The 23,111-nt window shown below is 73.7% G+C and carries 23 protein-coding genes and 3 tRNA genes; 16 read left to right on the top strand and 10 right to left on the bottom strand.

Going from position 1 to position 23,111, the window contains the following annotated elements; translation table 11 throughout:
* Nucleotides 1–76: 76 nt before the first annotated feature.
* Both J4709_RS36440 and J4709_RS36435 read right to left on the bottom strand, forming a co-directional pair.
* The gene (locus J4709_RS36440) at nucleotides 77–700 is read right to left on the bottom strand and encodes a MerR family transcriptional regulator (RefSeq protein WP_208247910.1); all 624 of its coding nucleotides are present in this window, start codon (nucleotides 698–700) and stop codon (nucleotides 77–79) included.
* Between the two features lie 184 nt (nucleotides 701–884).
* Entirely contained in the window at nucleotides 885–3,218 is a 2,334-nt protein-coding gene (locus J4709_RS36435; protein WP_208247909.1) for a glycoside hydrolase family 3 protein, read from the bottom strand.
* A 111-nt stretch (nucleotides 3,219–3,329) separates the two neighbouring features.
* On the opposite strand from J4709_RS36435, the gene J4709_RS36430 reads away from it, so the two are divergent.
* The gene (locus tag J4709_RS36430) at nucleotides 3,330–3,962 is read left to right on the top strand and encodes a TetR family transcriptional regulator (protein ID WP_208247907.1); all 633 of its coding nucleotides are present in this window, start codon (nucleotides 3,330–3,332) and stop codon (nucleotides 3,960–3,962) included.
* Nucleotides 3,963–4,115: 153 nt separating this feature from the next.
* Here J4709_RS36430 and J4709_RS36425 read toward each other — a convergent pair whose 3' ends face one another.
* The gene (locus tag J4709_RS36425; protein WP_208247905.1) at nucleotides 4,116–4,829 is read right to left on the bottom strand and encodes an IclR family transcriptional regulator; all 714 of its coding nucleotides are present in this window, start codon (nucleotides 4,827–4,829) and stop codon (nucleotides 4,116–4,118) included.
* Between the two features lie 100 nt (nucleotides 4,830–4,929).
* Between J4709_RS36425 and leuC the strand changes: the two genes are divergently transcribed.
* The 4 genes from leuC (at nucleotide 4,930) to J4709_RS36405 (ending at nucleotide 7,730) form a co-directional block, all read left to right on the top strand.
* Nucleotides 4,930–6,327 carry a 3-isopropylmalate dehydratase large subunit gene (leuC, locus tag J4709_RS36420; protein WP_208247903.1) on the top strand — a complete coding sequence of 466 codons (1,398 nt, stop codon included), beginning with the start codon at nucleotides 4,930–4,932 and terminating at the stop codon, nucleotides 6,325–6,327.
* A 12-nt stretch (nucleotides 6,328–6,339) separates the two neighbouring features.
* Nucleotides 6,340–6,927, top strand: coding sequence for a 3-isopropylmalate dehydratase small subunit (leuD, locus tag J4709_RS36415; RefSeq protein WP_208247901.1), 588 nt, complete (start codon nucleotides 6,340–6,342; stop codon nucleotides 6,925–6,927).
* A gap of 132 nt (nucleotides 6,928–7,059) precedes the next feature.
* Nucleotides 7,060–7,293, top strand: coding sequence for an SCO5555 family protein (locus tag J4709_RS36410; protein ID WP_208247898.1), 234 nt, complete (start codon nucleotides 7,060–7,062; stop codon nucleotides 7,291–7,293).
* A 158-nt stretch (nucleotides 7,294–7,451) separates the two neighbouring features.
* Entirely contained in the window at nucleotides 7,452–7,730 is a 279-nt protein-coding gene (locus tag J4709_RS36405; RefSeq protein ID WP_151542535.1) for an HU family DNA-binding protein, read from the top strand.
* Between the two features lie 52 nt (nucleotides 7,731–7,782).
* On the opposite strand, the gene J4709_RS36400 is transcribed toward J4709_RS36405, so the two are convergent.
* Nucleotides 7,783–7,992 (bottom strand): hypothetical protein, encoded by a 210-nt coding sequence (locus J4709_RS36400; RefSeq protein WP_208247896.1) that lies wholly within the window; start codon nucleotides 7,990–7,992, stop codon nucleotides 7,783–7,785.
* 9 nt (nucleotides 7,993–8,001) lie between these two features.
* Nucleotides 8,002–8,688 carry a 2-phospho-L-lactate guanylyltransferase gene (gene cofC, locus J4709_RS36395; protein ID WP_208247894.1) on the bottom strand — a complete coding sequence of 229 codons (687 nt, stop codon included), beginning with the start codon at nucleotides 8,686–8,688 and terminating at the stop codon, nucleotides 8,002–8,004.
* An 85-nt stretch (nucleotides 8,689–8,773) separates the two neighbouring features.
* On the opposite strand from cofC, the gene J4709_RS36390 reads away from it, so the two are divergent.
* From J4709_RS36390 to J4709_RS36380, 3 genes are all read left to right on the top strand, one after another.
* The gene (locus J4709_RS36390; protein WP_208247892.1) at nucleotides 8,774–9,721 is read left to right on the top strand and encodes a lysophospholipid acyltransferase family protein; all 948 of its coding nucleotides are present in this window, start codon (nucleotides 8,774–8,776) and stop codon (nucleotides 9,719–9,721) included.
* Between the two features lie 17 nt (nucleotides 9,722–9,738).
* Nucleotides 9,739–10,728: an NAD(P)H-dependent glycerol-3-phosphate dehydrogenase gene (locus J4709_RS36385; RefSeq protein WP_208248078.1), complete on the top strand. Its 990-nt coding sequence runs from the start codon at nucleotides 9,739–9,741 to the stop codon at nucleotides 10,726–10,728.
* A 92-nt stretch (nucleotides 10,729–10,820) separates the two neighbouring features.
* Entirely contained in the window at nucleotides 10,821–11,945 is a 1,125-nt protein-coding gene (locus J4709_RS36380; protein ID WP_208247890.1) for a D-alanine--D-alanine ligase family protein, read from the top strand.
* 18 nt (nucleotides 11,946–11,963) lie between these two features.
* Here the strand turns inward: J4709_RS36380 and J4709_RS36375 are convergent, their stop codons facing one another.
* Nucleotides 11,964–13,859, bottom strand: coding sequence for a beta-propeller domain-containing protein (locus J4709_RS36375; protein ID WP_208247888.1), 1,896 nt, complete (start codon nucleotides 13,857–13,859; stop codon nucleotides 11,964–11,966).
* 58 nt (nucleotides 13,860–13,917) lie between these two features.
* Nucleotides 13,918–14,652: an SDR family oxidoreductase gene (locus J4709_RS36370; RefSeq protein WP_208247886.1), complete on the bottom strand. Its 735-nt coding sequence runs from the start codon at nucleotides 14,650–14,652 to the stop codon at nucleotides 13,918–13,920.
* Nucleotides 14,653–14,819: 167 nt separating this feature from the next.
* On the opposite strand from J4709_RS36370, the gene J4709_RS36365 reads away from it, so the two are divergent.
* The 7 genes from J4709_RS36365 (at nucleotide 14,820) to J4709_RS36335 (ending at nucleotide 20,059) form a co-directional block, all read left to right on the top strand.
* Nucleotides 14,820–15,959: an MFS transporter gene (locus tag J4709_RS36365; protein ID WP_208247884.1), complete on the top strand. Its 1,140-nt coding sequence runs from the start codon at nucleotides 14,820–14,822 to the stop codon at nucleotides 15,957–15,959.
* 97 nt (nucleotides 15,960–16,056) lie between these two features.
* On the top strand, nucleotides 16,057–16,950 hold the full coding sequence (locus J4709_RS36360) for a metal-dependent hydrolase (RefSeq protein WP_208247881.1): 894 nt from the start codon (nucleotides 16,057–16,059) through the stop codon (nucleotides 16,948–16,950).
* A complete protein-coding gene (locus J4709_RS36355) occupies nucleotides 16,947–17,978 on the top strand; it encodes a PDR/VanB family oxidoreductase (RefSeq protein WP_208247879.1) in 1,032 nt (343 codons plus the stop codon). Before J4709_RS36360 ends, J4709_RS36355 begins: the two co-directional genes overlap by 4 nt.
* 74 nt (nucleotides 17,979–18,052) lie before the next feature.
* Nucleotides 18,053–19,564 carry a protein kinase domain-containing protein gene (locus J4709_RS36350; RefSeq protein ID WP_208247877.1) on the top strand — a complete coding sequence of 504 codons (1,512 nt, stop codon included), beginning with the start codon at nucleotides 18,053–18,055 and terminating at the stop codon, nucleotides 19,562–19,564.
* 236 nt (nucleotides 19,565–19,800) lie between these two features.
* Nucleotides 19,801–19,874: transfer RNA gene (locus J4709_RS36345), tRNA-Leu, on the top strand.
* A 5-nt stretch (nucleotides 19,875–19,879) separates the two neighbouring features.
* Nucleotides 19,880–19,952: transfer RNA gene (locus tag J4709_RS36340), tRNA-Leu, on the top strand.
* A 25-nt stretch (nucleotides 19,953–19,977) separates the two neighbouring features.
* Nucleotides 19,978–20,059: transfer RNA gene (locus J4709_RS36335), tRNA-Tyr, on the top strand.
* Nucleotides 20,060–20,069: 10 nt separating this feature from the next.
* On the opposite strand, the gene hpnR is transcribed toward J4709_RS36335, so the two are convergent.
* Nucleotides 20,070–21,545 (bottom strand): hopanoid C-3 methylase HpnR, encoded by a 1,476-nt coding sequence (hpnR, locus tag J4709_RS36330; RefSeq protein ID WP_208247875.1) that lies wholly within the window; start codon nucleotides 21,543–21,545, stop codon nucleotides 20,070–20,072.
* Between the two features lie 136 nt (nucleotides 21,546–21,681).
* Here hpnR and J4709_RS36325 point away from each other — a divergent pair, with 136 nt between their 5' ends.
* Nucleotides 21,682–22,281 (top strand): TetR/AcrR family transcriptional regulator, encoded by a 600-nt coding sequence (locus J4709_RS36325; protein ID WP_307801857.1) that lies wholly within the window; start codon nucleotides 21,682–21,684, stop codon nucleotides 22,279–22,281.
* A gap of 28 nt (nucleotides 22,282–22,309) precedes the next feature.
* Here the strand turns inward: J4709_RS36325 and J4709_RS36320 are convergent, their stop codons facing one another.
* Nucleotides 22,310–22,783, bottom strand: coding sequence for a DUF3515 domain-containing protein (locus tag J4709_RS36320; protein WP_232384585.1), 474 nt, complete (start codon nucleotides 22,781–22,783; stop codon nucleotides 22,310–22,312).
* On the bottom strand, nucleotides 22,770–23,003 hold the full coding sequence (locus J4709_RS36315) for an Lrp/AsnC family transcriptional regulator (protein WP_173099505.1): 234 nt from the start codon (nucleotides 23,001–23,003) through the stop codon (nucleotides 22,770–22,772). Before J4709_RS36315 ends, J4709_RS36320 begins: the two co-directional genes overlap by 14 nt.
* Nucleotides 23,004–23,111 lie beyond the last annotated feature (108 nt).

Below are 23,111 nucleotides of genomic sequence, written 5' to 3'. Positions count from 1 at the left end.
TAGGCGCCGCCGAGCCATGCCACCAGCGCAGGTTTCGCAGACCTGTCATGCGCGGGCCGCATGGCCCGCGGGCGCCTCAGCCGAAGCGGCGGGCGGACGCGTCCTCCTGCGCCAGCCGGTGCAGCGCTGTCAGGACCTGCTCGTACAGCACGGTGGAGACGAGCAGCGTGTGGACGGTCCGGACGCGGGGCGCGCCGTCGGCCACCCGGCCGATCTCGTGGTCGGCGACCTCGGCGGCGGCCTTCACGTAGGGCCGCAGATCGGTGAGCGTGATCGGGAAGCCGAGTCGGCGCAGCGCGACGAAGGTGTGCGCGAGCAGGTCGCGGGCGGGGGAGCGGTCGCCGACCGTCCAGCCGAGCTCGCGGACGAGCGCGTCGACGTCCTGCCGCGCGGCCCGCCAGTGCGGGTCGTACGGCGCGGCGACGTGCGGGCCGATCGCGTACTGGGCGGTGCCGAACAGCTCGTGCATGCTGACCCGCTCGTCCTCGATCGCCTCGACGATCCGCTGGATCGCCGCGACCGGCAGGTCGCCGACCTCGCGCAGCGCGCTGATCAGCCGCAGCCGCTCCAGGTGCCGGTGGTCGTACTCCGCGCGGGTCGCGCTCACCACCGAGCCCTTCGGGAGCAGCCCCTCCCGGATGTAGAACTTGATCGTCTGGACCGTCAGGCCGCTGCGGTCGCTGAGCTCGGAGATCTGCACCGCGCACCTCCTTGTCCGGAGGACACGCTATCCAGCGCGTGCGCGCCGATTCCGGCACTCGTCGAAGGTGGCCCGAGATGCGGTGCTTTGTCGGGCCTGGTCGGCGGCGGTGGACCGGGTGTGGGGCCGTGCCGGGCCGTGCGGAGCGCCCCCGCACGGCCCGGCACGGCCCCGATCCCGATCCTCAGGCGGTCAGCCGCAGGTCCGCGATCGACCGTCCCGCGCGCACCGCGCACCCGCCGGGCAGCCGCTCGTCCAGCGGGACCCGGACGGTCACCCGCTCGCCCGCCGCGGCCTCCGCGACCGCGAACCCGGCGAGCCGCAGCGGCACCGCGTCCGACGAGGCGTAGCACTGGACGACCTCGCGCCCCGGCCGGTCACCGGCGTTGCGGACCGTCACCTCCGCCGTCCCGTCCGACACCGCCAGCGACTCGTACTCCCACGCCGTGTACCCCAGGCCGTGCCCGAACGGGTACGCGACCTGCTCGGGCGCGTAGTGCCGGTAGCCGATCGCAGCGCCTTCGGCGTACGGCAGCGTCCCGTCCTCGCCCGGGATCGGCGACAGGATGCCGTCCTCCGACACCGGGAACGTCGTGGGCAGCCGCCCGCCCGGCTCCGCCGCGCCGGTGAGGACGTCGGCGATCGCGTCGCCGCCCTCCTGGCCCGGCAGCCACGCCCACAGCACCGCCGCGACCTCCTCCCGCCACGGCATCAGCACGGGCGCGCCCGCGTTCACCACCACGACCGTGCGCGGGTTGGCGGCGGCCACGGCGGAGACCAGCTCGTCCTGGCGGCCGGGCAGCGCGAGCGTCGTCCGGTCGAAGCCCTCGCTCTCCACGTCGTCGTTCGTGCCGACGATCACCACCGCGACGTCGGCGGCGCGCGCGGCCTCGACCGCCGCGGCCAGCTCCTCGTCCTCGGGCAGGTGCGGCGCGTGGTAACCGATCCCGAACGCGGTCAGGAACGACCCGGCCTGGTAGGTGCGCCGCAGCTCCACCGGGACCGCCCGCCCGGCCGCGAGCTCCACCTCGACGCGGTGCTCCGGCGGGCGCATCATCGCCTCGACCGGGTCGCCGCCCGCCAGCGCCAGGGTCACCGTGGCGGTGGCGTCCGCCACCCGCACGTCGTACTCGCCGACGCCCGCGACCGCGAACGTGTGCACGCCGTCCGCCGCCGGCGTCACCCGCGCCCGGACGACGATCTGCGCCGTCCCCTCCGGGACGCCCTCGAAGAACATGAACCGGGCGGCCTCGCGGTGCTCGGAGTCGAGGATCGCGCCGTCGGCGTCGATGAACTCCAGCCGCACGCCCGGCTCGCCCGTCTCCGGGTCCGCGGCCATGTCCAGCGGCAGCGCCGCCAGCCGCTCGTGCGGGTACACGCCCGCGTGCACGGTCAGCTCGGTGTCGCCGCCGAGCGCGCGGCGCAGCCCGTCCACCGGCGAGACGACGTGCTCGGGGTTCACGTGCGCGCTGCCGCCGCCCTGCGCGCTGAACCGCACCGCGTTCGGGCCGATCAGCGCGAGCCTGCGCGGCACGTTCAGCGGGAGCGCGCCGCCCTCGTTGCGCAGCAGCACGCACGCCCGCGCCGCGAGCGCGCGCAGCTGCGCGGGCGCGTCCGGGGGCGTCGTCACCGGCGCCGGCTCGGGGAACCCCTCCAGCGCGCCGACCCGCGCCGCCAGCCGCAGGATCCGCAGCACCTTGTCGTCGATCAGCTCCTCGGCGACCTCGCCGCCGCGGACCGCCTCGACGAGCCTGTCCCGCCACGCGTTGCCCGGCATCCCGGGCATCTCCAGGTCCATGCCGGCGTTCGCGCTCGCCGCCGTCGACCGGATCGCCGTCCAGTCCGACATCAGCACGCCGTCGAAACCCCAGCGCTCCTTCAGCACGCCCGTCAGCAGCGCCTTGTTCTCCGTCATGGTCGTGCCGTTGACCCGGTTGTAGGCGGCCATCACGGCCCACGCGCCCGCCTTCACCGCGTCCTCGAACGGGCGCATGTACACCGCGTCCAGCGCCTCGTCGCCGATCTTCGCGTCGTACGACATCCGGGCCGTCTCGGAGTCGTTGCCGACGAAGTGCTTCACCGTCGCCGCGACCCCGGCCGACTGCACGCCCTTGACGAACCCGACGCCGATCCGCGCGGTGAGCAGCGGGTCCTCGGAGTAGTTCTCGAAATGCCGGCCGCCCAGCGGGGTCCGGTGCAGGTTGATCGTCGGCGCCAGCTGGACGTGCACGCCCTTGTCCCTGGCCTGCGCGCCGTTCAGCCGCCCCGCCCGCTCGGCCGCCTCCGGGTCCCAGGTCGCGGCGAGCGCCGTCGGGCTCGGGAACAGCAGGCTCGTGCTCCGCTCGTCCCAGGCCGTGCCGCGGATGCCGGACGGGCCGTCCGACAGCACCACCTTGCGCAGCCCGATCCGCGGGATCGGGCGCAGCGACCAGAAGTCGGCCCCGCTCAGCAGATGCACCTTCTCCTCGAGCGTCAGCTCCGCGAGCCGCTTGCGCAGGCCGGACTCGTCGACGGACATCGAACCTCCTCTGGACGTCTCCGAACGCCGCCCACCCTAAGTCTCGATACCGAGTGGTCGGTAGGTTTGTTACTTGTACGTTATCTTCGGATCTGCGTAGAGTGAGGTGCCGTGGGGACCAGCACGGAGCGGCGGCGCGGCTACGCCGCGGGCGACGCCAGGCGCGAGCGCATCCTGCACATCGCGACCCAGGAGTTCGCCGAACACGGCTACCGCGGCACCTCGCTCGCCCGCGTCGCCGAACGCGCCGGGCTCTCCCAGCCCGGCCTGCTCCACCACTTCCGCACCAAGGAGCAGCTGCTCGTCGCCGTCCTCGAACTGCGCGACCGGCGCGACATGGAGCGCTACTTCGACGGCGGCGACGCCTCCGGCGGACTCGACCTGCTGGCCGCGCTGGTCCGGGTCGTCGAGCACAACAGCCGCACCCCCGAGCTCGTCCGGCTGTTCGTGGTGCTGACGAGCGAGGCCGTCACCGCCGACCACCCCGCCCGGGACTGGGCCCGCGCCCGCTACGCGCGCCTGCGCGCCTGGGTCGCCGACGCCCTCCGCCGCGCCGCCGCCGGCGGCGACCTGCGCCCCGACCTCGACGCCGACGCCACCGCCGCCCGCATCATCGCGATCATGGACGGCCTGCAGACCCAGTGGCTCCTCGACCCCGGCGCCATCGACATGCCCGCCCTCTTCCGCGCCCACATCGACGACCTGCTGTGTTCATTGGCGGCGCCCTCGGCGTCAGGCCGTTAGACGGCCTTCCTTCAGCGGGCGCCGCGTGCGATCGCTGCATCGCTCCGACTCGGCCCTGGGGGCCTCGCTGCGCGATCGGATTCTCGCTTCGCTCGCGATCGCAACAGTCCAGGTCGCCGCGGGGTTGCGGAAACCGGCCGGTGCGGACACTGATCAGCTGCGGCGCATGCCTTCGCTGATCTTGTCGGCGGCGGCGACGACGGGGGCGGCGTGCAGGCGGCCGGGGGAGCGGGTGAGGCGCTCCAGGGGGCCGGAGACGGAGACGGCGGCGATCACGCGGCCGCCGGCGCCGCGGATCGGGGCGGAGACCGAGCCGACGCCCTGCTCGCGCTCGCCGACGGACTGGGCCCAGCCGCGGCGGCGCACGGACGCGAGGGTCGTGGCCTCGAACTTGGCGCCGCGCAGCCCGCGGTGCATCCGGTCGGGCTCCTCCCAGGCGAGCAGGATCTGCGCGGCGGAACCGGCGGACATCGGGAGGGCGGCGCCGACGGGGATGGTGTCGCGCAGGCCGCTGGTGCGCTCGGCGGCGGCGACGCAGACGCGGACGTCGCCCTGGCGGCGGAACAGCGAGGCGCTCTCGCCGGTGTGGTCGCGCAGCTGGGCGAGGATGGGCTGCGCGATGGCGAGCAGGCGGTCCTCGCCGGCGGCGACGGCGAGCTCGGCGAGCCGCGGGCCGAGGATGAAGCGGCCCTGGGTGTCGCGGTGGACGAGGCGGTGGTGCTCCAGCGCGACGGCGAGCCGGTGGGCGGTGGGGCGGGCGAGGCCGGTGGTCTGCACGAGCTGCGCGAGCGAGGCGGGACCGGCCTCCAGCGCGTTCAGCACGAGAACCGCTTTGTCAAGTACGCCGACTCCGCTAGAGTTGTCCATGTCTTGATATTGCCGTCTCGTAATTTGAGATGCAAATCAGGCGGACAAGGACCGCGGCGCGACGGCGCGCCGGACGATCATGACAGGTGAGGTGGGTGTGATGGGCCGTACATTGGCCGAGAAGGTGTACGACGCGCACGTCGTGCGGCGTGCCGAGGGAGAGCCCGACCTCCTCTACATCGACCTGCACCTGGTCCACGAGGTCACCAGCCCGCAGGCGTTCGACGGGCTGCGGATGGCCGGCCGCCAGGTCCGCCGCCCCGACCTGACGATCGCCACCGAGGACCACAACGTCCCGACCACCGACCTGCTCAAGCCGATCGCCGACCCGGTGTCGCGCACCCAGGTCGAGACGCTGCGCAAGAACTGCTCCGACTTCGGGATCCGGCTGCACCCGATGGGCGACGACGGCCAGGGCATCGTGCACGTCATCGGCCCGCAGCTCGGCCTGACCCAGCCCGGCATGACCGTCGTCTGCGGCGACTCGCACACCTCCACGCACGGCGCGTTCGGCGCGCTCGCCTTCGGCATCGGCACCAGCGAGGTCGAGCACGTCCTCGCCACCCAGACGCTGCCGCAGATCCAGCCGAAGACGATGGCCGTCACCGTGAACGGCGGACTGCCCGAGGGCGTCACCGCCAAGGACCTGATCCTCGCGATCATCGCGAAGATCGGCACCGGCGGCGGCCAGGGCCACATCATCGAGTACCGCGGCGAGGCGATCCGCTCGCTGTCGATGGAAGGCCGCATGACGGTCTGCAACATGTCCATCGAGGCCGGCGCCCGCGCCGGCATGATCGCCCCCGACGAGACCACGTTCGACTACCTCAAGGGCCGCCCCAACGCCCCGCAGGGCGCCGACTGGGACAAGGCCGTCGAGTACTGGACGTCGCTGCGCACCGACGACGACGTCGTCTTCGACACCGAGGTCGTGATCGACGCGGCCGAGCTGACCCCCTTCGTGACCTGGGGCACCAACCCCGGCCAGGGCCTGCCGCTCGGCGAGACCGTGCCGGACCCCGCCGCCATCGACGACCCCGTCAAGCGGCAGAACGCCGAGCGCGCCCTGGAGTACATGGGCCTCACCGCCGGCACCCCGCTGCGCGACATCGAGGTCGACACCGTCTTCGTCGGCTCCTGCACCAACGGCCGCATCGAGGACCTGCGCGCCGTCGCCGGCGTGCTGGAGGGCCGCAAGGTCGCCGACGGCGTCCGCATGCTGGTCGTCCCCGGCTCCATGAAGGTCAAGCAGCAGGCCGAGCAGGAGGGCCTCGACCAGGTCATCTCCGCCTCCGGCGCCGAATGGCGCGAGGCCGGCTGCTCCATGTGCCTGGCGATGAACCCCGACAAGCTCACCCCAGGCGAGCGCAGCGCCTCCACGTCCAACCGCAACTTCGAGGGCCGGCAGGGCCCCGGCGGCCGCACCCACCTGGTGTCGCCCGCCGTCGCCGCCGCCACCGCCGTCACCGGCCGCCTGGCCGCTCCCGCCGACCTCTGAGGAGACCGAGCCATGGAAGCCTTCACCACCTACACCGGACGCGCCGTCCCGCTGCGGCGCAGCAACGTCGACACCGACCAGATCATCCCGGCCGTCTGGCTCAAGCAGGTCAGCCGCACCGGATTCGACAAGGGCCTGTTCTCCGCCTGGCGCGAGGACCCCGGCTTCGTGCTGAACAAGCCCCAGTACCAGGGCGCCGGCATCCTCGTCGCCGGCCCTGACTTCGGCACCGGCTCGTCCCGCGAGCACGCCGTCTGGGCCCTGCAGCAGTACGGCTTCCGCGTCGTGATCGCGCCGCGCTTCGGCGACATCTTCCGCAACAACTCCACCAAGATGGGGCTCCTGCCCGTCATCCTCACCGGCGACCAGGTCGAGGCCCTGCAGAGCGCCGCCGAGAAGGACCCCGCCCTGGAGATCACCGTCGACCTGGACAAGCGCGAGGTCCGCTGGGGCGCCGACACCGCGTCCTTCGAGATCGACGACTACACCCGCTGGCGCCTCATGGAGGGCCTGGACGACATCGGCCTCACCCTCCGCCACGGCGACGCCATCACCGCCTTCGAAGCCGACCGCCCCGCCTGGCTCCCCGCCACGGTCTGATGCCGCACGCCCCGGCCCCGGTCACCGCCTTCGGTGACCGGGGCCTCGGCCTACCCCCGGCCAGGGTCGCGTAGCCTCGCGCGGGAGAATTCCTCGTAGGGGACGAGGACGCCCGAGCGTTGGGGGGCTTTTGTGAACGCCACGCCGTGGAGCGGGCCGGAGTGGGACGATCCGGCGCTGACCCGGCTCGCGCGGCAGTTGCGCGACGCGCACCGGGCCGTGGCGCCGCTGCCGCCGCAGTCCCGACAGCGGCTCATCCGCCACCTCCTGGCGATCACCGATCTGGCGAAAAGGGACTCCGACCTGGCCGCCCGCAGGCTGGAGGCGTTCCTGGCCGATTTCCACGAGGCGCCCGACGTCCGTTAGCGTGCCCAGTGGCCGGATCCGGTCCGGTCACCCGGCGAGACGGGGGCGAGGCCGACAAAAACGCCAGCGACACGGCAACTCTTGCGTGCAGGTGATTGTGTCCATGCTGAGGGTCCCTTAGTTTCGTTCGGGCAAGGGGGGAACTAGAGGAGTAACCCATGAACAAGCGTGAGCTGGTCGACGCCATCTCTGACCGGCTGGGCAGCAAGAAGGCCGCAGCCGAGGCCGTCGACGCGATCCTGGAGGCGATCCAGTCCGCCGTCGCGAAGGGCGACAAGGTGGCGATCACCGGGTTCGGTTCGTTCGAGAAGGCCGACCGGCCTGCCCGTACGGCCCGCAACCCCGCAACGGGCAAGACCATCGAGGTTCCCGCGACGTCCGTGCCGAAGTTCAAGGCCGGGGCGGACTTCAAGAACCTGGTGGCCGGCAAGAAGTAGCTCGCCGAAGCAGCGCCCGGGACCGTGCGAACGGTCCCGGGCGCTGCCGCGTTCAGCCCGGGTTCTCCAGCGGGAACGTCGAGAGCGTCACCACGCAGATCCGCCCGCCGTCGGTCGCCAGGTTCACGCGCTGCCCGAAGCGCAGCAGCCGCAGGCCCCCCGCCGCGAACGCGTCCGCGTCGAACGGCAGCTCCGTCCCGTCGTCGAGCAGCACGCTCCCCGTCCGCGCGGCCGCGTCGAAGTCCTTCACCGTCCCCTGCATGCGCGCACCCTATCCCCGGCCGTGCCCGGCGGACGGCGCGAAATCCGGGAGCAGGGCGGCGACGGCCGCGGTGCGGGGGCCGGTGCCGAGGACCAGGGCGGCGCGCAGGTCGTCGGGGGTGTCGACGTCGCGGCGGACGCTGTCGGTGCCGGGCAGCAGCAGCTCGCGGGCGCCGCGCGCGCGGTGCGCGGCGCGCGAGTCGCCGCCGAACGCGGGGGAGAACGGGACGCCGGGACGCGCCGTGTAGAGGGTGGTGCCGATGCCCGCCGCGTCCGGGACGAACGCCTCGGGCGCCCGGGCGGCGGCGTCGAGGACCGCGGCGAGTTCGTCCGGGCGCAGAGCGGGCAGGTCCGCGGAGAGCGCGCCGACGCCCGAGTCCGGGGCGAGGGCGCGGCCGCGGCCCGCCCCGTGGACCAGGGCCGGGTTCAGGCCGGCGTCCGGCTCGTCCGGGACGATCCGGGCGCCGAGCGCGGCCAGTTCGGCGGCGGGGACGGGATCGTCGGTGACCACTATCACATCGCGGACGCGGGCGCAGCGCAGCGCCGCCGCGACCGTGTCGGCCGCCACCGCCAGGGCCAGCGCCTCGCGGTGCGGCCCGGCCGCCGCGGACATGCGCGTCTTGGCCCTGGCCAGCACCTTGACCGGTACGACGAGCGACCACTGGGGATGAGGCGCGCTGGGCGCTGGGGTAGACATGGCAACTCGACACTATGCGCAGACAACCGCGACACTTGAGGACACCCCGCGTTCACGCCGGGTACGGATGGAGGAGGGACGGATCATGGGCCACGGGTACTCGCCTGGCTGGCGCAAGCTCACGATCGTCGTCCTGCGGCCCCTGCTGTTCGGGCTGCTGAGACGGGACTGGCGCGGCCGGGGCAACGTGCCCGGGACCGGCGGCGTGATCATCGCCGCCAACCACATCTCCGAGTCCGACCCGCTGGCCCTCGCGCACTTCGTCTACGAGTCCGGCCGCTACCCCGTCTACCTCGCCAAGGCGGCGCTGTTCAGCACGCCGGTCGTGGGGGCGGCGATGCGCGGCACCGGCCAGATCCCGGTGTACCGCGACAGCGCCGACGCCGCGCTGGCGCTGCGGGACGCCGAGAAGGCGCTGGTGGACGGCGAGTGCCTGATGTTCTACCCGGAGGGCAGCTGCACCCGCGACCCCGAGCTGTGGCCGATGACCGGCCAGACGGGGGTGGCGCGGATGGCGCTGACGACGGGTGCGAAAGTCGTCCCGGTCGCGACGTGGGGCGCGCACGAGCTGCTGCCGTACAAGAAGGCCGAGCAGCGCGGGCTCGCCGGGAGCCTGAAGAAGGGCTTCCACCCGTTCCCGCGCAAGACGATGAAGGTGATCGCGGGCCCGCCGATCGACCTGTCGAAGTACGAGGGGCTGCCGCTCGACAAGGAGACGCTGCACGCCGCCACCGAAGAGATCATGGACGTGATCAGCGAGCTGCTCGGCGAGCTGCGCGGCGAGAAGCCGCCGGCCGAGCGCTACGACCACCACCGGGTGCTGGAGGAGCGGCGCCGCGCCGCCAAGGCCGCCGCCGGCGAGGTGCCCGAGCCGGCCGGGCCCGCGGACGGCGTCGCCGCCCCGGACGCCGCCGTGTCGGACGCGGCCGCGTCCGAAGCGGCCGAGGCGCCGCGGCCGGACGAAGCTCCCGGAACGACCGGTGCTTCTGAAACGTCCGGTGCTTCCGAAACGACGAAGGCGGGTGACTCGTGACCTACCGCACCGCGGTGATGGGCGCCGGGTCCTGGGGGACCACGTTCGCCAAGCTGCTGCACGACGCGGGCGGCGAGGTCGTCCTGTGGGGCCGCCGCCCCGAGCTCGTCGAGACGATCAACGAGCGGCACGAGAACGCCGACTACCTGCCGGGCGTCGGGCTGCCCGCGCCGATCCGCGCGACGCTCGACCCCGCCGAGGCGCTGGACGGCGCCGACTTCGTGGCGCTCGCCGTCCCGGCGCAGAGCCTGCGCGACAACCTCTCCGGCTGGGTGCCGCTGCTGCCGTCCGGCGCCGTCCTGGTCAGCCTGATGAAGGGCGTGGAGCTCGGCACCACCCGGCGGATGTCGGAGGTGGTCCGGGAGGTCGCCGACGTCCCGGAGGAGCGGGTCGCGGTGTTCAGCGGCCCGAACGTGGCGCGCGAGATCGCGACCGGGGAGCCGAGCGCGGCGGTCGCCGCGTGCGTGGACGAGCAGGCCGCGGTGGGGCTGCAGGCCGCGACCATGACGCCGTACTTCCGCGTCTACACCTCCACCGACGTGATCGGCGTGGAGCTGGGCGGGGCGATCAAGAACGTCGTCGCGCTGTGCGTCGGGATGTCGGTCGGGCTCGGCTTCGGGTCCAACACGCAGGCGGTGCTGATGACGCGCGGCCTGGCCGAGATCACCCGGCTCGGGATCGCGCTCGGCGCCGACGAGCACACCTTCGCGGGGCTCGCCGGGATGGGCGACCTCGCCGCGTCCTGCATGTCGCCGCTGGCGCGGAACCGGACGTTCGGCGAGAACCTCGGCCGCGGGATGACGCTGGAGCAGGTCATCGCCGTCACCAAGCAGACCGCCGAGGGCGTGAAGTCCTCGGAGGCGGTGCTGGAGCTGGCCCGCAAGCACAACGTGGAGATGCCGATCACCGAGGCGGTCGTGTCGGTGCTGTACCACGGCACCCCGATCACGGAGGCGGCGATCTCGCTGATCTCTCGCTCCCCGAAGCCGGAACGGTACGGAGTGTGATGTTCCGGCGATGCGACGGTGCGCCCGGCGGCCGGGGCGCGCCCGGATCGTTCGTGGCCGCGCCCTGCTGATCACCGATAGAGTCGGGAATCATGTCCCAGGTTTCCAAGATCCGCGTGGCCGTCGTGTTCGGCGGGCGCAGCTCCGAGCATGCGATCTCGTGCGTCACCGCGGGCGCCGTGCTGGCCGCGATCGACCGGGACCGCTACGAGGTGCTGCCGATCGGCATCGCCCGCGACGGCCGCTGGGTGCTCGCGCCGCAGGACCAGCGCCTCGCGATCCAGGACGGCCGGCTGCCCGAGGTGTCCGGCGGCGGGAGCCCGCTCGCGCTGCCGTTCGACCCCGACAGCCGCGGCCTGATGGTCGTCGAGCCCGGCAAGGTCCCCGCCACCCTCGGCGAGGTCGACGTCGTGCTGCCGCTGCTGCACGGCCCGTACGGCGAGGACGGCACGATCCAGGGGCTGCTCGACCTGGCGGGCGTCCGCTACGTCGGCGCCGGGGTGCTGGCCAGCGCGGTCGGCATGGACAAGGGCTTCATGAAGCTGGTCTGGCAGGCGCGCGGGCTGCCCGTCGGCCCGTACGTGCTGATCGGCGACCGGGAGTGGCGCCGCGAGCGCAAGCGCAAGCTCGACGAGGTGAAGGAGCAGCTCGGCCTCGCCGCCGGGCGCGCGGTGTTCGTCAAGCCGGCCCGCGCCGGGTCGAGCATGGGCATCACCCGGGTCGCCGACGAGGCGGACCTGGAGGCGGCGGTCGAGACGGCCCGCGAGCACGACCCGAAGGTGGTCGTGGAGGCCGCGATCGAGGGCCGCGAGATCGAGTGCGGCGTGCTGCAGGGCCTGGACGACGGCCCGCCGGAGGCGAGCCTGCCCGCCGAGGTGCAGATGGCCGGCGACCACGACTTCTACGACTTCGAGACCAAGTACCTCGACGGCGGCACCCGGATGGCGATCCCGCCGGACCTGCCCGCGGAGGCGATCGACGAGGTCCGCGCCATCGCGGCGCAGGCGTTCGAGGCGCTGGACTGCGAGGGCCTCGCCCGGGTGGACTTCTTCCACACCCCGGACGGCCGCTGGATCCTCAACGAGATCAACACGATGCCGGGGTTCACGCCGGCGTCGGCGTTCCCGAAGATGTGGGCCGCGACCGGCCTGGACTACCCGTCCCTGGTGGACCGCCTGATCCAGACGGCGCTGCGGCGCTCCACCGGCCTGCGCTGAGCACGGGCCGGGGCGTCCTCACGCCCCGGTGAAGCGGATCCAGGCGCCGCCGCGCAGGGCGGTGGCGTCGGTCGCCCGGGCGCCGTCGTCGGAGAACGTCCACAGGGTGTTCCCGACCATGACGGACCGGCGGACGGCGCCGCCGAGGTCGCCGGCGGGGTGCTGGATCGTCCCGGCCTCGCGTATCCCGGTGCCGTCGATCTTCAACGCGAGCGCCTCACCGCGTCCGCCGTTGCGGGACGTCACCGGGACGACGACGAGCCCGGACGGCGCCCAGTACAGGAACGCGTGCGGTTCGAACTCGCTCTCGGACGTCGCGCCCGCGAGCTTGTGGACGCCGACGCGGCGCGGCGTGCCGGAGACGTCGAACAGCGACACCTGGAGGCCCTCGGGGCGGCCCGCGCGGGTGGCGTCCTGGCCGATGCCGAGGAGCCGCCCGTCCGCCAGCGGATGCAGGTACGCCGAGTAGCCGCTGATCTTGAGGGCGCCGGTGACGCGGGGCCGGCGCGGGTCCTTCAGGTCGACCGCGTAGAGCGGGTCGATCTGCCGGAACGTGACCGCGTACGCCATCGTCCCGATGAACCGGACGGCGTACAGCCGCTCGCCCTTGCCGAGGCCGTCGACGCGGCCGATCCGGTCGAGGCGCGCGCCGTGCTGGGCGAGGACGAACACCGAGCTCTGCGACGCGGACCCGTCCGGTTTCGTGCCGGTCGAGGTGGTCGCGAGGCGTAGGTCGCCGTCGTACTCCGATAGCGAGTACTGGTCGGGGAGCCGCCCCGGCACCTCGCCCGAGGCGACGTAGCGGGGACGTCCCGCGCCCCTGATGTCGAACTTGTAGACGTCCGTGGACTCCTGGAACGGTGCCGCCCAACGTCCGGTGGCGAGGGGGCGCGCGGGAGCGCCCGTCACGTAGAGGCTGGACCCGTTGCCGTAGACGGTGGTGCCGTCGGCGGCGACCCCTATCGCGGACGGATCGCCGAGCCCGCGCGCGAGGTCGACCGTGAGGACGGTCAGCATCGACGTGCCCGTGTACGAGGCGGGGCGGCTGACCTGCTCGCACGGCGTCCGGAACGTCCTGGCGGGGCCGCCGCCCGCGCTCACCTGGAAGGCGGGCAGCCACGCGTCGAGCGGCGCCTTACGGACCGTCTCGCGGTTGCGCCGGACGGCGTCGTCCTGCGACCCCGCCGGCCCCTTCGGCGGCGGGAAGTCGATGTCGGGCGTTGAGCGGACCACGATCCGCGCCACCGACCCGGTCTGCCGCGCGTCGACGTAGGCGGTGCCGGACGTCATCGTGCCGACGACCTTCGGGGTGCCGGCGAGGTCGATCAGCGTGAGGTCGGTCTGCGGGGTGATCGCGCCGCCCGGGACGATGCCCGGCCGCGGGCCGCGCAGCAGGGGCCGGATCGGCATCCGCTGCGAGAGCACCAGGACGCGGTCGCCGCTGAGCAGGAGCTGCGCGTCGCCCGTCCACGCGGTCTTGCCGGGCGGGCTCACGGTGTGCACGACCTTGCGGGACGCCGCGTCGATGACCTGGAGGCGGCCGCGGGCGAGCGCGACGATCCGGCGGCCGTCGGTCTTGACGATGTCGGGCTCGTCGGCGCCGGGTTCGTGGGCGTTGGTAGTGGAATGCTGCGGGGCGGCCGCCTGGGCGTCCGGCGTCGCCCCGTTCGGCGCGGCGCCTTCCGCCTGGTTCTCCGGGAGCACGCCCTTGCGCAGCAGCGGGACGGCGCCGCCGAGCCCGTACGGGCCGACGCGCGCGGCGGTCGCCTCGCGCAGGCCGTCGAGCAGCGGGGCGCAGCCGTCGTAGGCCACAAGGCGGACGGGGGAGTCGGGCCGGGCGGGGGAGCCGGGGGAGCCGGCGCATCCGGCCAGCAGCGACGCCGCCGCGACCGGTGCGATCGTGCGAGCACGCATTGGCCTTGGACGCGCCCGGCGCCGCCCCGGTTCCCAGCGACCCCGCGCGGCGGCCGCGTCAGGCGCGGAACACCTCGCCGCCGTCCACGTTCAGGATCTGCCCGGTGATCCACGCGGCGTCGTCCGACAGCAGGAACAGGCAGGCGCCGACCATGTCCTCGGGGGTGCCCATCCGCTTGAGCGCCATCTTCTGGTCGACGATCTTCTGCGACATGTTGCCCGGCACGACCTTGCGGTTCGCCTCGGTGTCGGTCGGGCCCGGCGCGATCGCGTTCACCCGGATGCCCATGCTGCCGAGCTCGTGCGCGAGCTGCTGCGTCAGCCCGTTGATGGCGACCTTCGCCAGGCCGTAGAAGCCGGAGTACTGCCAGGCGGCGGTGGACGACTGGTTCACGATCGACCCGCCGCCGCGCGCCTGCATGTGCGGCTGGCACGCGCGCGCGCAGAGCAGCGCGCCGTCCATGTTCACCGCCATGAACTTCTTGTAGTAGTCCCAGTCGACGGTGAACAGGAAGTCCAGCTTCATCGTCCCGAAGATGGCCGCGTTGTTCACCAGGTGGTCGATGCCGCCGAACCGCTCCACGGCGGCGGCGGCCATGGCCTCGGTGGACGCCGGGTCCGACACGTCCGTCTTCACGAACAGGCCCTTGACGTCGTCGGCGACGGCCTGCCCGCGCTCGTCGACGTCCGCGACGACGACGGACGCGCCCTCGGCCGCGAGCCCCCGCGCGTACGCCTCGCCGATCCCCTGGGCCGCGCCGGTGACGATCGCGACCTTTCCCTCGAACCTCATGCTCACAGTCCCTTCGCGCGCGACCGTCCGGCCGTTGTTCTGGACAGGTGTCCAGACTACCGTTCAGTACCGTCCGCGGCGCAAGGGGCGATCCGGCCGTTCTCCGCATCCGCCGCATCCGGGATGTCCGGGGTGCGCCTCCTGATCCCGGGACGAAATGATCTAGGGTGAGCGCCGGGGTCATGGTGGTGCTGCAGCGGATCAAGGTCGGGGCCGTCTACGGCGGCGCGCTGCTCGGCCCGCTCGGCGGCGGGGTCGTCTCCCCGATGCTCCCGGAGATCGGCCGGTCCGTGCACGCCTCGGCGGGCGCCGCGGCCGCCTCGCTGACCGCCTACTTCGTGCCGTTCGCACTCGTCCAGCTGGTGTCCGGGACGCTGGGGGAGCGGTGGGGGCGGCACCGGACGGTCCGGATCGCCTACCTCGTCTACGCGGCGGGCTCGCTGGTGTGCGCGCTCGCGCCGACGCTGGCGCTGTTCCTCGGCGCCCGGGCCGCGCTCGGTGCGGCCAACGCGTTCACCTCGCCGCTGCTGCTGGCGGGGCTCGGCGACATCGTGCCCCGCGAGCGCCTCGGCCGGGCCGTCGGGGTGTACTCCAGCTGCCAGGCGGCCGGGCAGTCGTTCGCGCCGCTGGTCGGCGGGCTCGCGGCGGCGTCGTGGCGGCTCGGGTTCGTGGTGGTCGCGGCCGCCGCGGTGCTGCTGGCGTTCGCGCCGCCGCCCGGCGAGCCGCGCCCGGCCGCGTCGGCGCCGCCCTGGCGGCCGCTGCTGAGCCGGCGGATGGGCCTGCTGTCGGCCGCCGCGTTCATGTCCTACCTCGGCGCGTCCGCGCTGCCGTTCCTGGTCGCGCTGTACGCGCGGGAGAAGCTGGACGTCAGCGCCGACCTCACCGGCGTCGCGCTGCTCGGGTTCGGGGTCGCGGGGCTGGTGCTCGGCGCGGTCTGGGGACGCGTCGCCGAGCGCGCCGGGGCGCGGCTGTGCGGCGGCGTCGCGGCGGTGGTGACCGCGGTGTTCGTCGCGGTGGTGGGGACGTCGGGGTCCGTCGGCGCGCTCGCGGTGTGGTGGACGCTGGCGGGCGCGGGCGCGTCGATGATGACCGTCGCGCTGCAGAGCCTGACGATGCGGGCGGTGCCGAGCAACCGCGGCGGCGCGCTGTCGGCGGTGTCGGCGTTCCGGTTCGGCGGCGGGGCGGTCGCGCCGTTGGTGTGGCTGCCGGTCTACCACGCCGGCGCGGCGGGCGCCTTCGCGGCCGCCGCCTGCTCGCTGCTGCTGGTCGTCCCGGCGCTCGCCCTCACCGGCGACGGCGCGGGGTGACGATGCTCACCGGTCCGTGCCATTGTTGGGCGCCGGAACCGCCGGTAATTTACTGGACGTCTCGTCAATAGCCCGTCGGCGCACGGGAGGGAAGCCCATGTCGGTCCAGCGTCCGCCCGTGCGGCCCCCGGAACCGGAGAACATCGTCCTGCAGGCGCGCGACGTCCGGTTCGACTGGTCGGACGTCCCCCTGCACTGGATCCCCCGCGACCCGGTCGCCACCCACCTCATCAACGTGCTGCACATGCTGCTGCCGGCCGGCGAGGAGTGGTTCGTCAAGGTCTTCAAGGAGGCCGTCCCGTACGTCCGCGACGACCGGCTCCGCGAGGACGTGCTCGGCTTCATCGGCCAGGAGGCCATGCACGCCTCGTCCCACGACGCCGTCCTCGACCACTTCGTCGAGCAGGGCCTGGACGTGCGGCCGTTCGTCCGGCAGGTCGAGTTCGTCTTCGAGGACCTGCTCGGCGACCGCGGCCTGACGGGCGACCGCAAGCGCGCCTGGCTGTTCGAGCGGATCGCGCTGATCGCCGCGATCGAGCACTTCACCGGCGTCCTCGGCGACTGGATCCTCAACGCGAAGGCGCTGGACGAGGCGGGCGCCGACCCGATGATGCTGGACCTGCTGCGCTGGCACGGCGCCGAGGAGGTCGAGCACCGGCACGTCGCGCACGACCTGTTCATGCACCTCGACGGCTCGTACGCGGCCCGGCTCCGCGCGATGGGCGAGACGATCACCATGCTCGGGGCGCTGTGGCACCGCGGGCACCGCTTCCTGATGGCCCGCGACCCGATCGTCCGGGGCCGGATCAAGGGCGGGATGCGGCACCTGCGCCGCACCGGCCCGGCGGGCCTCACGCCCTCCGGGCGGATGGTCGGCGCGTCGGTGCGGCGCTACCTCAGCCGGACCTACAGCCCGCTGAACGAGGGGTCCACGAGCCAGGCGCTGGCCTACCTCGCCGCGTCCCCGGCCGCCCGGGCGGCGCTGCGGTGATCCCGCCCGACCTGCGCGGACGCCGCGAGCGCGACCCGTTCTGGGTCGCGGTGAACGCCGCGTTCAACGGCATCCAGCGGTTCCGCTCGCTGCGCGCCCCCGCCCTGCCGGCCGTCAGCCCCGTCGACCGGACGATGCGCCTGACCGTCCTGGAAGTGCGCCGCGAGGCCGACGACGTGGTGAGCCTGCGGCTCGGCGCCGCCGACGGCCGCGTCCTGCCCGGCTGGCAGCCCGGCGGCCACCTGGACGTGCTGCTGCCGTCCGGGCGCCGCCGCCAGTACTCGCTGTGCGGCGACCCCGCCGACCGGCGCGCCTACCGGATCGCCGTCCGCCGGCTGCCCGAGGGCGGCGGCGGGTCCGTCGAGATGCACGAGCTGCGGGAGGGCGACGCGGTCGCCGTCCAGGGGCCGCGCAACGCGTTCCCGTTCCTCGCGCACGAGCGGTACGCGTTCGTCGCGGGCGGCATCGGCATCACGCCGATCCTGCCGATGGTGACGGCCGCCGACCGGTTCGGCGCCGACTGGAGCCTGGTCTACACCGGCCGGACCCGGGCGTCGCTGCCGTTCCTGGACGAGCTGCCCGCCGGCCGCGTGACCGTCCGCACCGACGACGAGGGCGGCGCGCCGTCCGCCGCGGACCTGCTCGGCGACGTCCCGGACGGCACCGCCGTGTACTGCTGCGGCCCCGCCCCGATGATCGACGCCGTCCGCGCCTCGGTCGGCCTGGACGCGACCCTGCACTACGAGCGCTTCGCGCCGCCGCCCATCGTCGGCGGCCGGCCGTTCGAGGTGGAGCTGCGGCGCAGCGGCCGCGTCCTGCCGGTGCCCGCCGACCGGTCCGCCCTCGACGTGATCAGGGACGCGCTGCCGGACGTGGCCTACTCCTGCCGCCAGGGCTTCTGCGGCACCTGCCGGACCGGCGTCCTCTCCGGCGCCGTGCACGACCGCGCGCCGTCCGACCAGGGCGACGACTCCATGCTGGTCTGCGTCTCCCGCGCCACCGGCGGGCGGATCACGCTCGACCTGTGATCCGGGGGAGACCCGGCCGCCGTCGGGATATGCCAGGCTTGGGGGACCTGGTTCCGTCCTGAGGAGAATGCGCCGTGCCGCCAGCCGACCTGCCGGATCGCATCGGCCCTTACCGGGTGGCGGACCGGCTCGGCGAAGGCGGGATGGGCACGGTCTACGTCGGGCTGGACGCCACCGGCCGCAAGGTCGCCATCAAGGTGATCCGCCGCGAGTACGCCGCCGACCGGCAGTACCGGGCGCGGTTCCAGGCCGAGGTCGCGGCGGCGCAGCGCGTCCGCCCCTTCTGCACCGCGCCGGTGCTCGACGCCGACCCGGCCGCCGACCCGCCGTACCTGGTCACCGAGTTCGTCAACGGCCCCAGCCTGGACGCCGCCGTCGCCAAGGACGGCCCGCTGCGCGGCGCCGACCTGGAGGCCGTCGCGGTCGGCATCGCGACCGCGCTGACCGCGATCCACGACGCCGGCGTCGTGCACCGCGACCTCAAGCCCGCGAACGTGCTGCTGTCCACGTTCGGCCCCCGCGTCATCGACTTCGGCATCGCCCGCTCGCTGGACGGCACGCGCCTCACCGCGACCGGCGGCATCGTCGGCACGCCCGCGTTCATGGCGCCCGAGCAGCTGGACGGCCGCGGCGCGGCCCCCGCGTCCGACGTGTTCGCCTGGGGCGCGACGGTCGCGTTCGCGGCGCGCGGCGGGCCCTGCTTCGGCGGCGACTCGATCCCCGCGGTCATCCACCAGATCGTCAGCGGCCGGCCCGACCTGACCGGGCTGAGCGGGACGCTGCTGGAGGCGGTCGAGGCCGCGCTGGCGAAGGACCCGGCGCGCCGCCCGTCCGCGCAGGCGCTCCTGGACCGGCTGATCTCCAGCGGCGCGCCCCGGCAGGCCCCCGCCGGGGCGCCGCCGGCCGGGGCGGGACTGACCGGGACGGGGCTGACGGGGGCGGCGCGGCACGCCGCGCCCCAAGGCGGCCCGCAGACCCCGGCGCCCGCCCGCCACGGCGGCCTCACCGCCGCGCCGCCTCCGTCGCAGGTCCCTGCCCCGCAGCCCGCCCCCTCGGCCGCGCCCGCCGCGCCGGCCGGGCTCGCGGCGGGCGAGGCCGACGCGCTCGTCGAACGGCAGTACCGGCAGGCCGCGCAGGCGGGCGACCCGCTCGCGATGCGCAACCTCGCGGTGATGCTGGGCATGCAGGGACGCACGGCCGAGGCGCAGTCGTGGGAGAAGTACGCCGACGCGGTCGCCGCGCGCGGGACGGCGTACCCGCCGTCCGGCTACGGCTACTCCCCGGCGACCCGGCCGGCGCACGCGGCGCCCGCCTCCCAGGGCCGCGCCGACCCGTACGGCAAACCGTCCTACAACCACGCGTCGATCTACGCGCTGACCTGCGGCCTCATCGGGCTGATCTCGTGCGGCCTCACCTCGATCCCGGCGATCGTCGCCGGGCACATCGCGTGGGCGCGGGTGCGCCGGTCCCGGCAGCGGGGCCTCGGCTTCGCGATCACGGGGATCGCGCTCGGCTGGCTCATGGTCGGCCTGTGGGTGCTGCTCCTCATCGGCTGGCTGGTGCCGGACGACTCGTCCGGCACCTGAGCCCCGCCCCCGGGCCCCGCGATAAATGCGTTGCGGGCCCCGCGGCCTCGATGGCACCGTGGAACACGTCAGCCCGTCGAAGACGGTGACACGAGACCTCGAGAGGAGGACCGGCCATGGCGATGGAGCAGCTACGACTTCGACTGCCCTCGGCGTCGCACGCCCGCCCCGGCCGGTATCCCCTCTCCTAGAGGCCCCCTGGCCGAGCCGCCGCGAGCGACGCCTCGCACCGACCTGCGGCTCTACCCCAACAGGCAGAGGGGCCATCCCCAGATGGTGGACGTTCCGGGTTCGAATCCCGGGAGCCGCACGCAAGCCTCCGTAGTCCAACGGTAGAGACAGCGGCATGAGGTGCCGTGTGCTGGGGGTTCGAATCCCTCCGGAGGTACGAAGCGGGCCATGAGCCCGCGCATGGGGCGGCGCCGACGCGGGAGAGTCGGGCCTGTCTGTAAAACAGGTGCAATGTCTGAGTGGGTTCGAATCCCACCCGCCTCGCAAGCCGCGTCTAGCGCTGGCGCTCGTGGATGTACAGCTCCTTGCGGCCCGCCGGCCCCACGGAGCGGTGGTCCGGCACCGGCAGCTCGTAGCGGACCTTCCGCTGATGGTCGCCGTACTGCCGGCCGGCGTTGTAGACCGACCGGAACTTCCAGATCGACCTGGCGAAGTTCGTCTGCCCGTGCCACAGGTGGCGGCCCATGATGCCGAGCGTCTGCGCCGCCGCCGCGACGCCGAGATGCTTGCGGTTCATCACCGACTGCGTCTTCACCAGCTCGCGGTAGAACTCGTACAGCGGCAGGTTCGTCGGGACCACCGCGTGCTGGATGTCGAAGAGCCGGTAGTCGCGCGTCGTCAGCTTGCGGGACTCGGTGTGCCAGATCTCCGTGCCCGGATACGGCGTCATCACCGTGAGGTTGACGATCTCCGGCACCGACAGCGCCCACTCGCGGACGAGCTTGAACTGCCGCGCGTCCCAGGTCGGGTCCACGATCAGGTTGACGGCGACGGTGAGGCCCATCTTGCGGGCGAGCTCCAGGGCCTTGACGTTGGTGTCGGGGCTCGTCCGCTTGCGGTACCGGTCGAGGCCCTCCTCGTCCAGCGCCTCCATGCCGAGGAACATGTAGTTCAGGCCGAGCCGCCGCCACCGCTCGAACACCTCGGGGTGGCGCAGCAGCACGTCCGCGCGGGTCTCCAGGTAGTACTCCTTGCGGATGCGGCGCCGCTCCACCTCGGCGGCGATCGCGTCGCCGTGCTCGGGCTTGATGAACGCGACGTCGTCCACGATGAACAGGCCGGGCTCGCGGATCGAGGCGATCTCCTCGGCCGCGGCCTCCGCCGACACCTTCCGGTACGTGCGGCCGTAGAACGTCCACGCGCTGCAGAACGAGCAGTCCCACGGGCAGCCGCGGGTGAACTCGATGGACGCCGCCGGGTCCAGGACGCCGATGAAGTACTTGTGGCGGCGGCGGGTCAGGTCGCGGGCGGGGCGGGGCGCGTCCAGGCTGTCGAGCAGCAGCGGCACCTTCTTGCAGGTGCCGTCGGCGGTGACCGCGCCCGGCACCTCGCCGAGGCCGCCGTCGCGGGCGGCCTCCAGCAGCATCGGCGCCGCGACCTCGCCCTCCCCGCGCAGCACCGCGTCCAGCGCCCCGTTGGCTTGGTCGAGGACGTGCGCGGCGATGAACGAGACGCTGTGCCCGCCGGCGAACACGAAGCACCGCGGCAGCCGCCGCTTGACCTCCTTGGCCAGGTCGATCATCTCCGGCACGTTGGCCAGGTAGTTCACCCCGAACCCGACCGCCTCCGGCTGGAACTCGCGCAGCTCGCGGCGCAGGTCCTCGTGCGTGAACACCTGCAGGTCCAGGAGCCGGACCTCGTGGCCCGCGGCGCGCAGCGCCCCCGCGACCCGCTCGACGCCGAGCGGTTCGAGCCGCAGGAAGATCTCCGAGTACATCAGTCCGCTGGGATGGACCAGGAGAGTGCGCATCGGTTCCCTTCCCAGGCGCCTCGGTCGTTGCGTGGCGGTGACGGGGATGATCCGCACCGGACAGCGGAGTGTTACCCGTGACAACGGAGAGTTAACGAGTTGCCGGAGCGGGGCCGCTGAACTAATGTCTGGACATGTGTCCGGGGAAGTGTCGACCGAGCCCACCCGCCGCCGCCTCACGCCGCGGCAGGCCGACACCGTGCGGCGGCTCACCGACGCCGCCGTCGAGGAGGTCCGCGACACCGGCTACGAGGGGCTGACCGTCCGCAACGTCGCCCGCCGCGCGGGCGTCGCGCCCGCCACCGCCTACACCTACTTCGCGTCCAAGAACCACCTGATCACCGAGGTGTTCTGGCGGCGGCTCAGCGCGCTGCCGCCCCTCGAGACCGGCGGGGACCCGGACGTCACCGGCCGCGTCGAGCGGGTCCTGCGCGAGATCGCGCTGCTGGTGTCCGACGAACCGGAGCTCGCCGCCGCGTGCACCACCGCGATGCTCGGCACCGACCCCGACGTCCGGGAGCTGCGCGCCCGCATCGGCGTCGCGATCCGCACCCGGCTGCGCGACGCGCTCGGCGGGCACGCCGACCCGGCCGTCCTCGGCGCGCTGGAACTGGCCTACTCCGGCGCGCTCCTGCACGCCGGCATGGGCTACACCTCCTACGCGCGCATGGCCGACCGGCTCGCCGAGATGGCGCGGCTCATCCTGCCCGGCGGGGGACAGGGCGGCGTCCGCTAGTTCCGGTTCCGGCCGGTTCCGGTGCCCGCTAGATCTGGCCCTCGGGCTTCGCCGGGATCGTCGACTTGATCGCGGGCGTCAGCTCGATCAGCACGTCCCCGGCCGGCCGGTACTTCGCCGGGACCGTCACCTCGACGTACGCCTGCCGGCCCACCGCCGTCCAGGTCACCGGGCGGTCCACCGGCTCCCCGAACCAGCTGATCCCGTTGATGTCGACCAGCTGCGACGTCTGCCGCAGCGCGGCCGGGACCGGCACGCCGCAGCGCAGCGCGATCGCGGGCGACCCCCACGCCGCCGTCAGCTGCGAGTCCGGTGTCGTGTCGCGCAACGACTGGCCGTGCACCTTCGCGGGCAGCCGCAGCCCCTCGCACAGGCGCTGCGTCGCCGCGTCCGGATGCGGGACCGGCACCTCCACCGCGCCGTCCCCGCACGCGGCGGGCAGCAGCACCAGCGGAGCCAGCAGTACCGGCGCCCAGCGGAACCGGAACCTAGATGTGGACAATGGGGCAGGTGAGGGTGCGCGTGATGCCCTGGACCGTCTGGATCTGCGCGACGACGAGCTTGCCCAGCTCGTCCACATTCCGCGCCTCCGCTCGGACGATCACGTCGTAGGGTCCCGTGACGTCCTCCGCCAGGGTCACCCCGGGCACGCCGGAGATGTGCCCCGCGACCTCGGCCGCCTTGCCCACTTCGGTCTGGATGAGGATGTAGGCCTGCACCATCACGTCCTCCCCTGGGCGGAGAAATAGCCGTCGGACGGTCACCGTATCGTGTTAGGCGGCGCCGTGGGCGTCCGGGGGGCGCACTGCGCGTGCACGGCGCGTGCACGG

Origin of the sequence: Actinomadura violacea (assembly GCF_017573465.1) — a bacterium.
Taxonomy (GTDB): domain Bacteria; phylum Actinomycetota; class Actinomycetes; order Streptosporangiales; family Streptosporangiaceae; genus Spirillospora; species Spirillospora violacea.
Note: the sequence above shows the minus strand (reverse complement) of the source record. Positions and strands in the feature narration are given on the sequence as shown.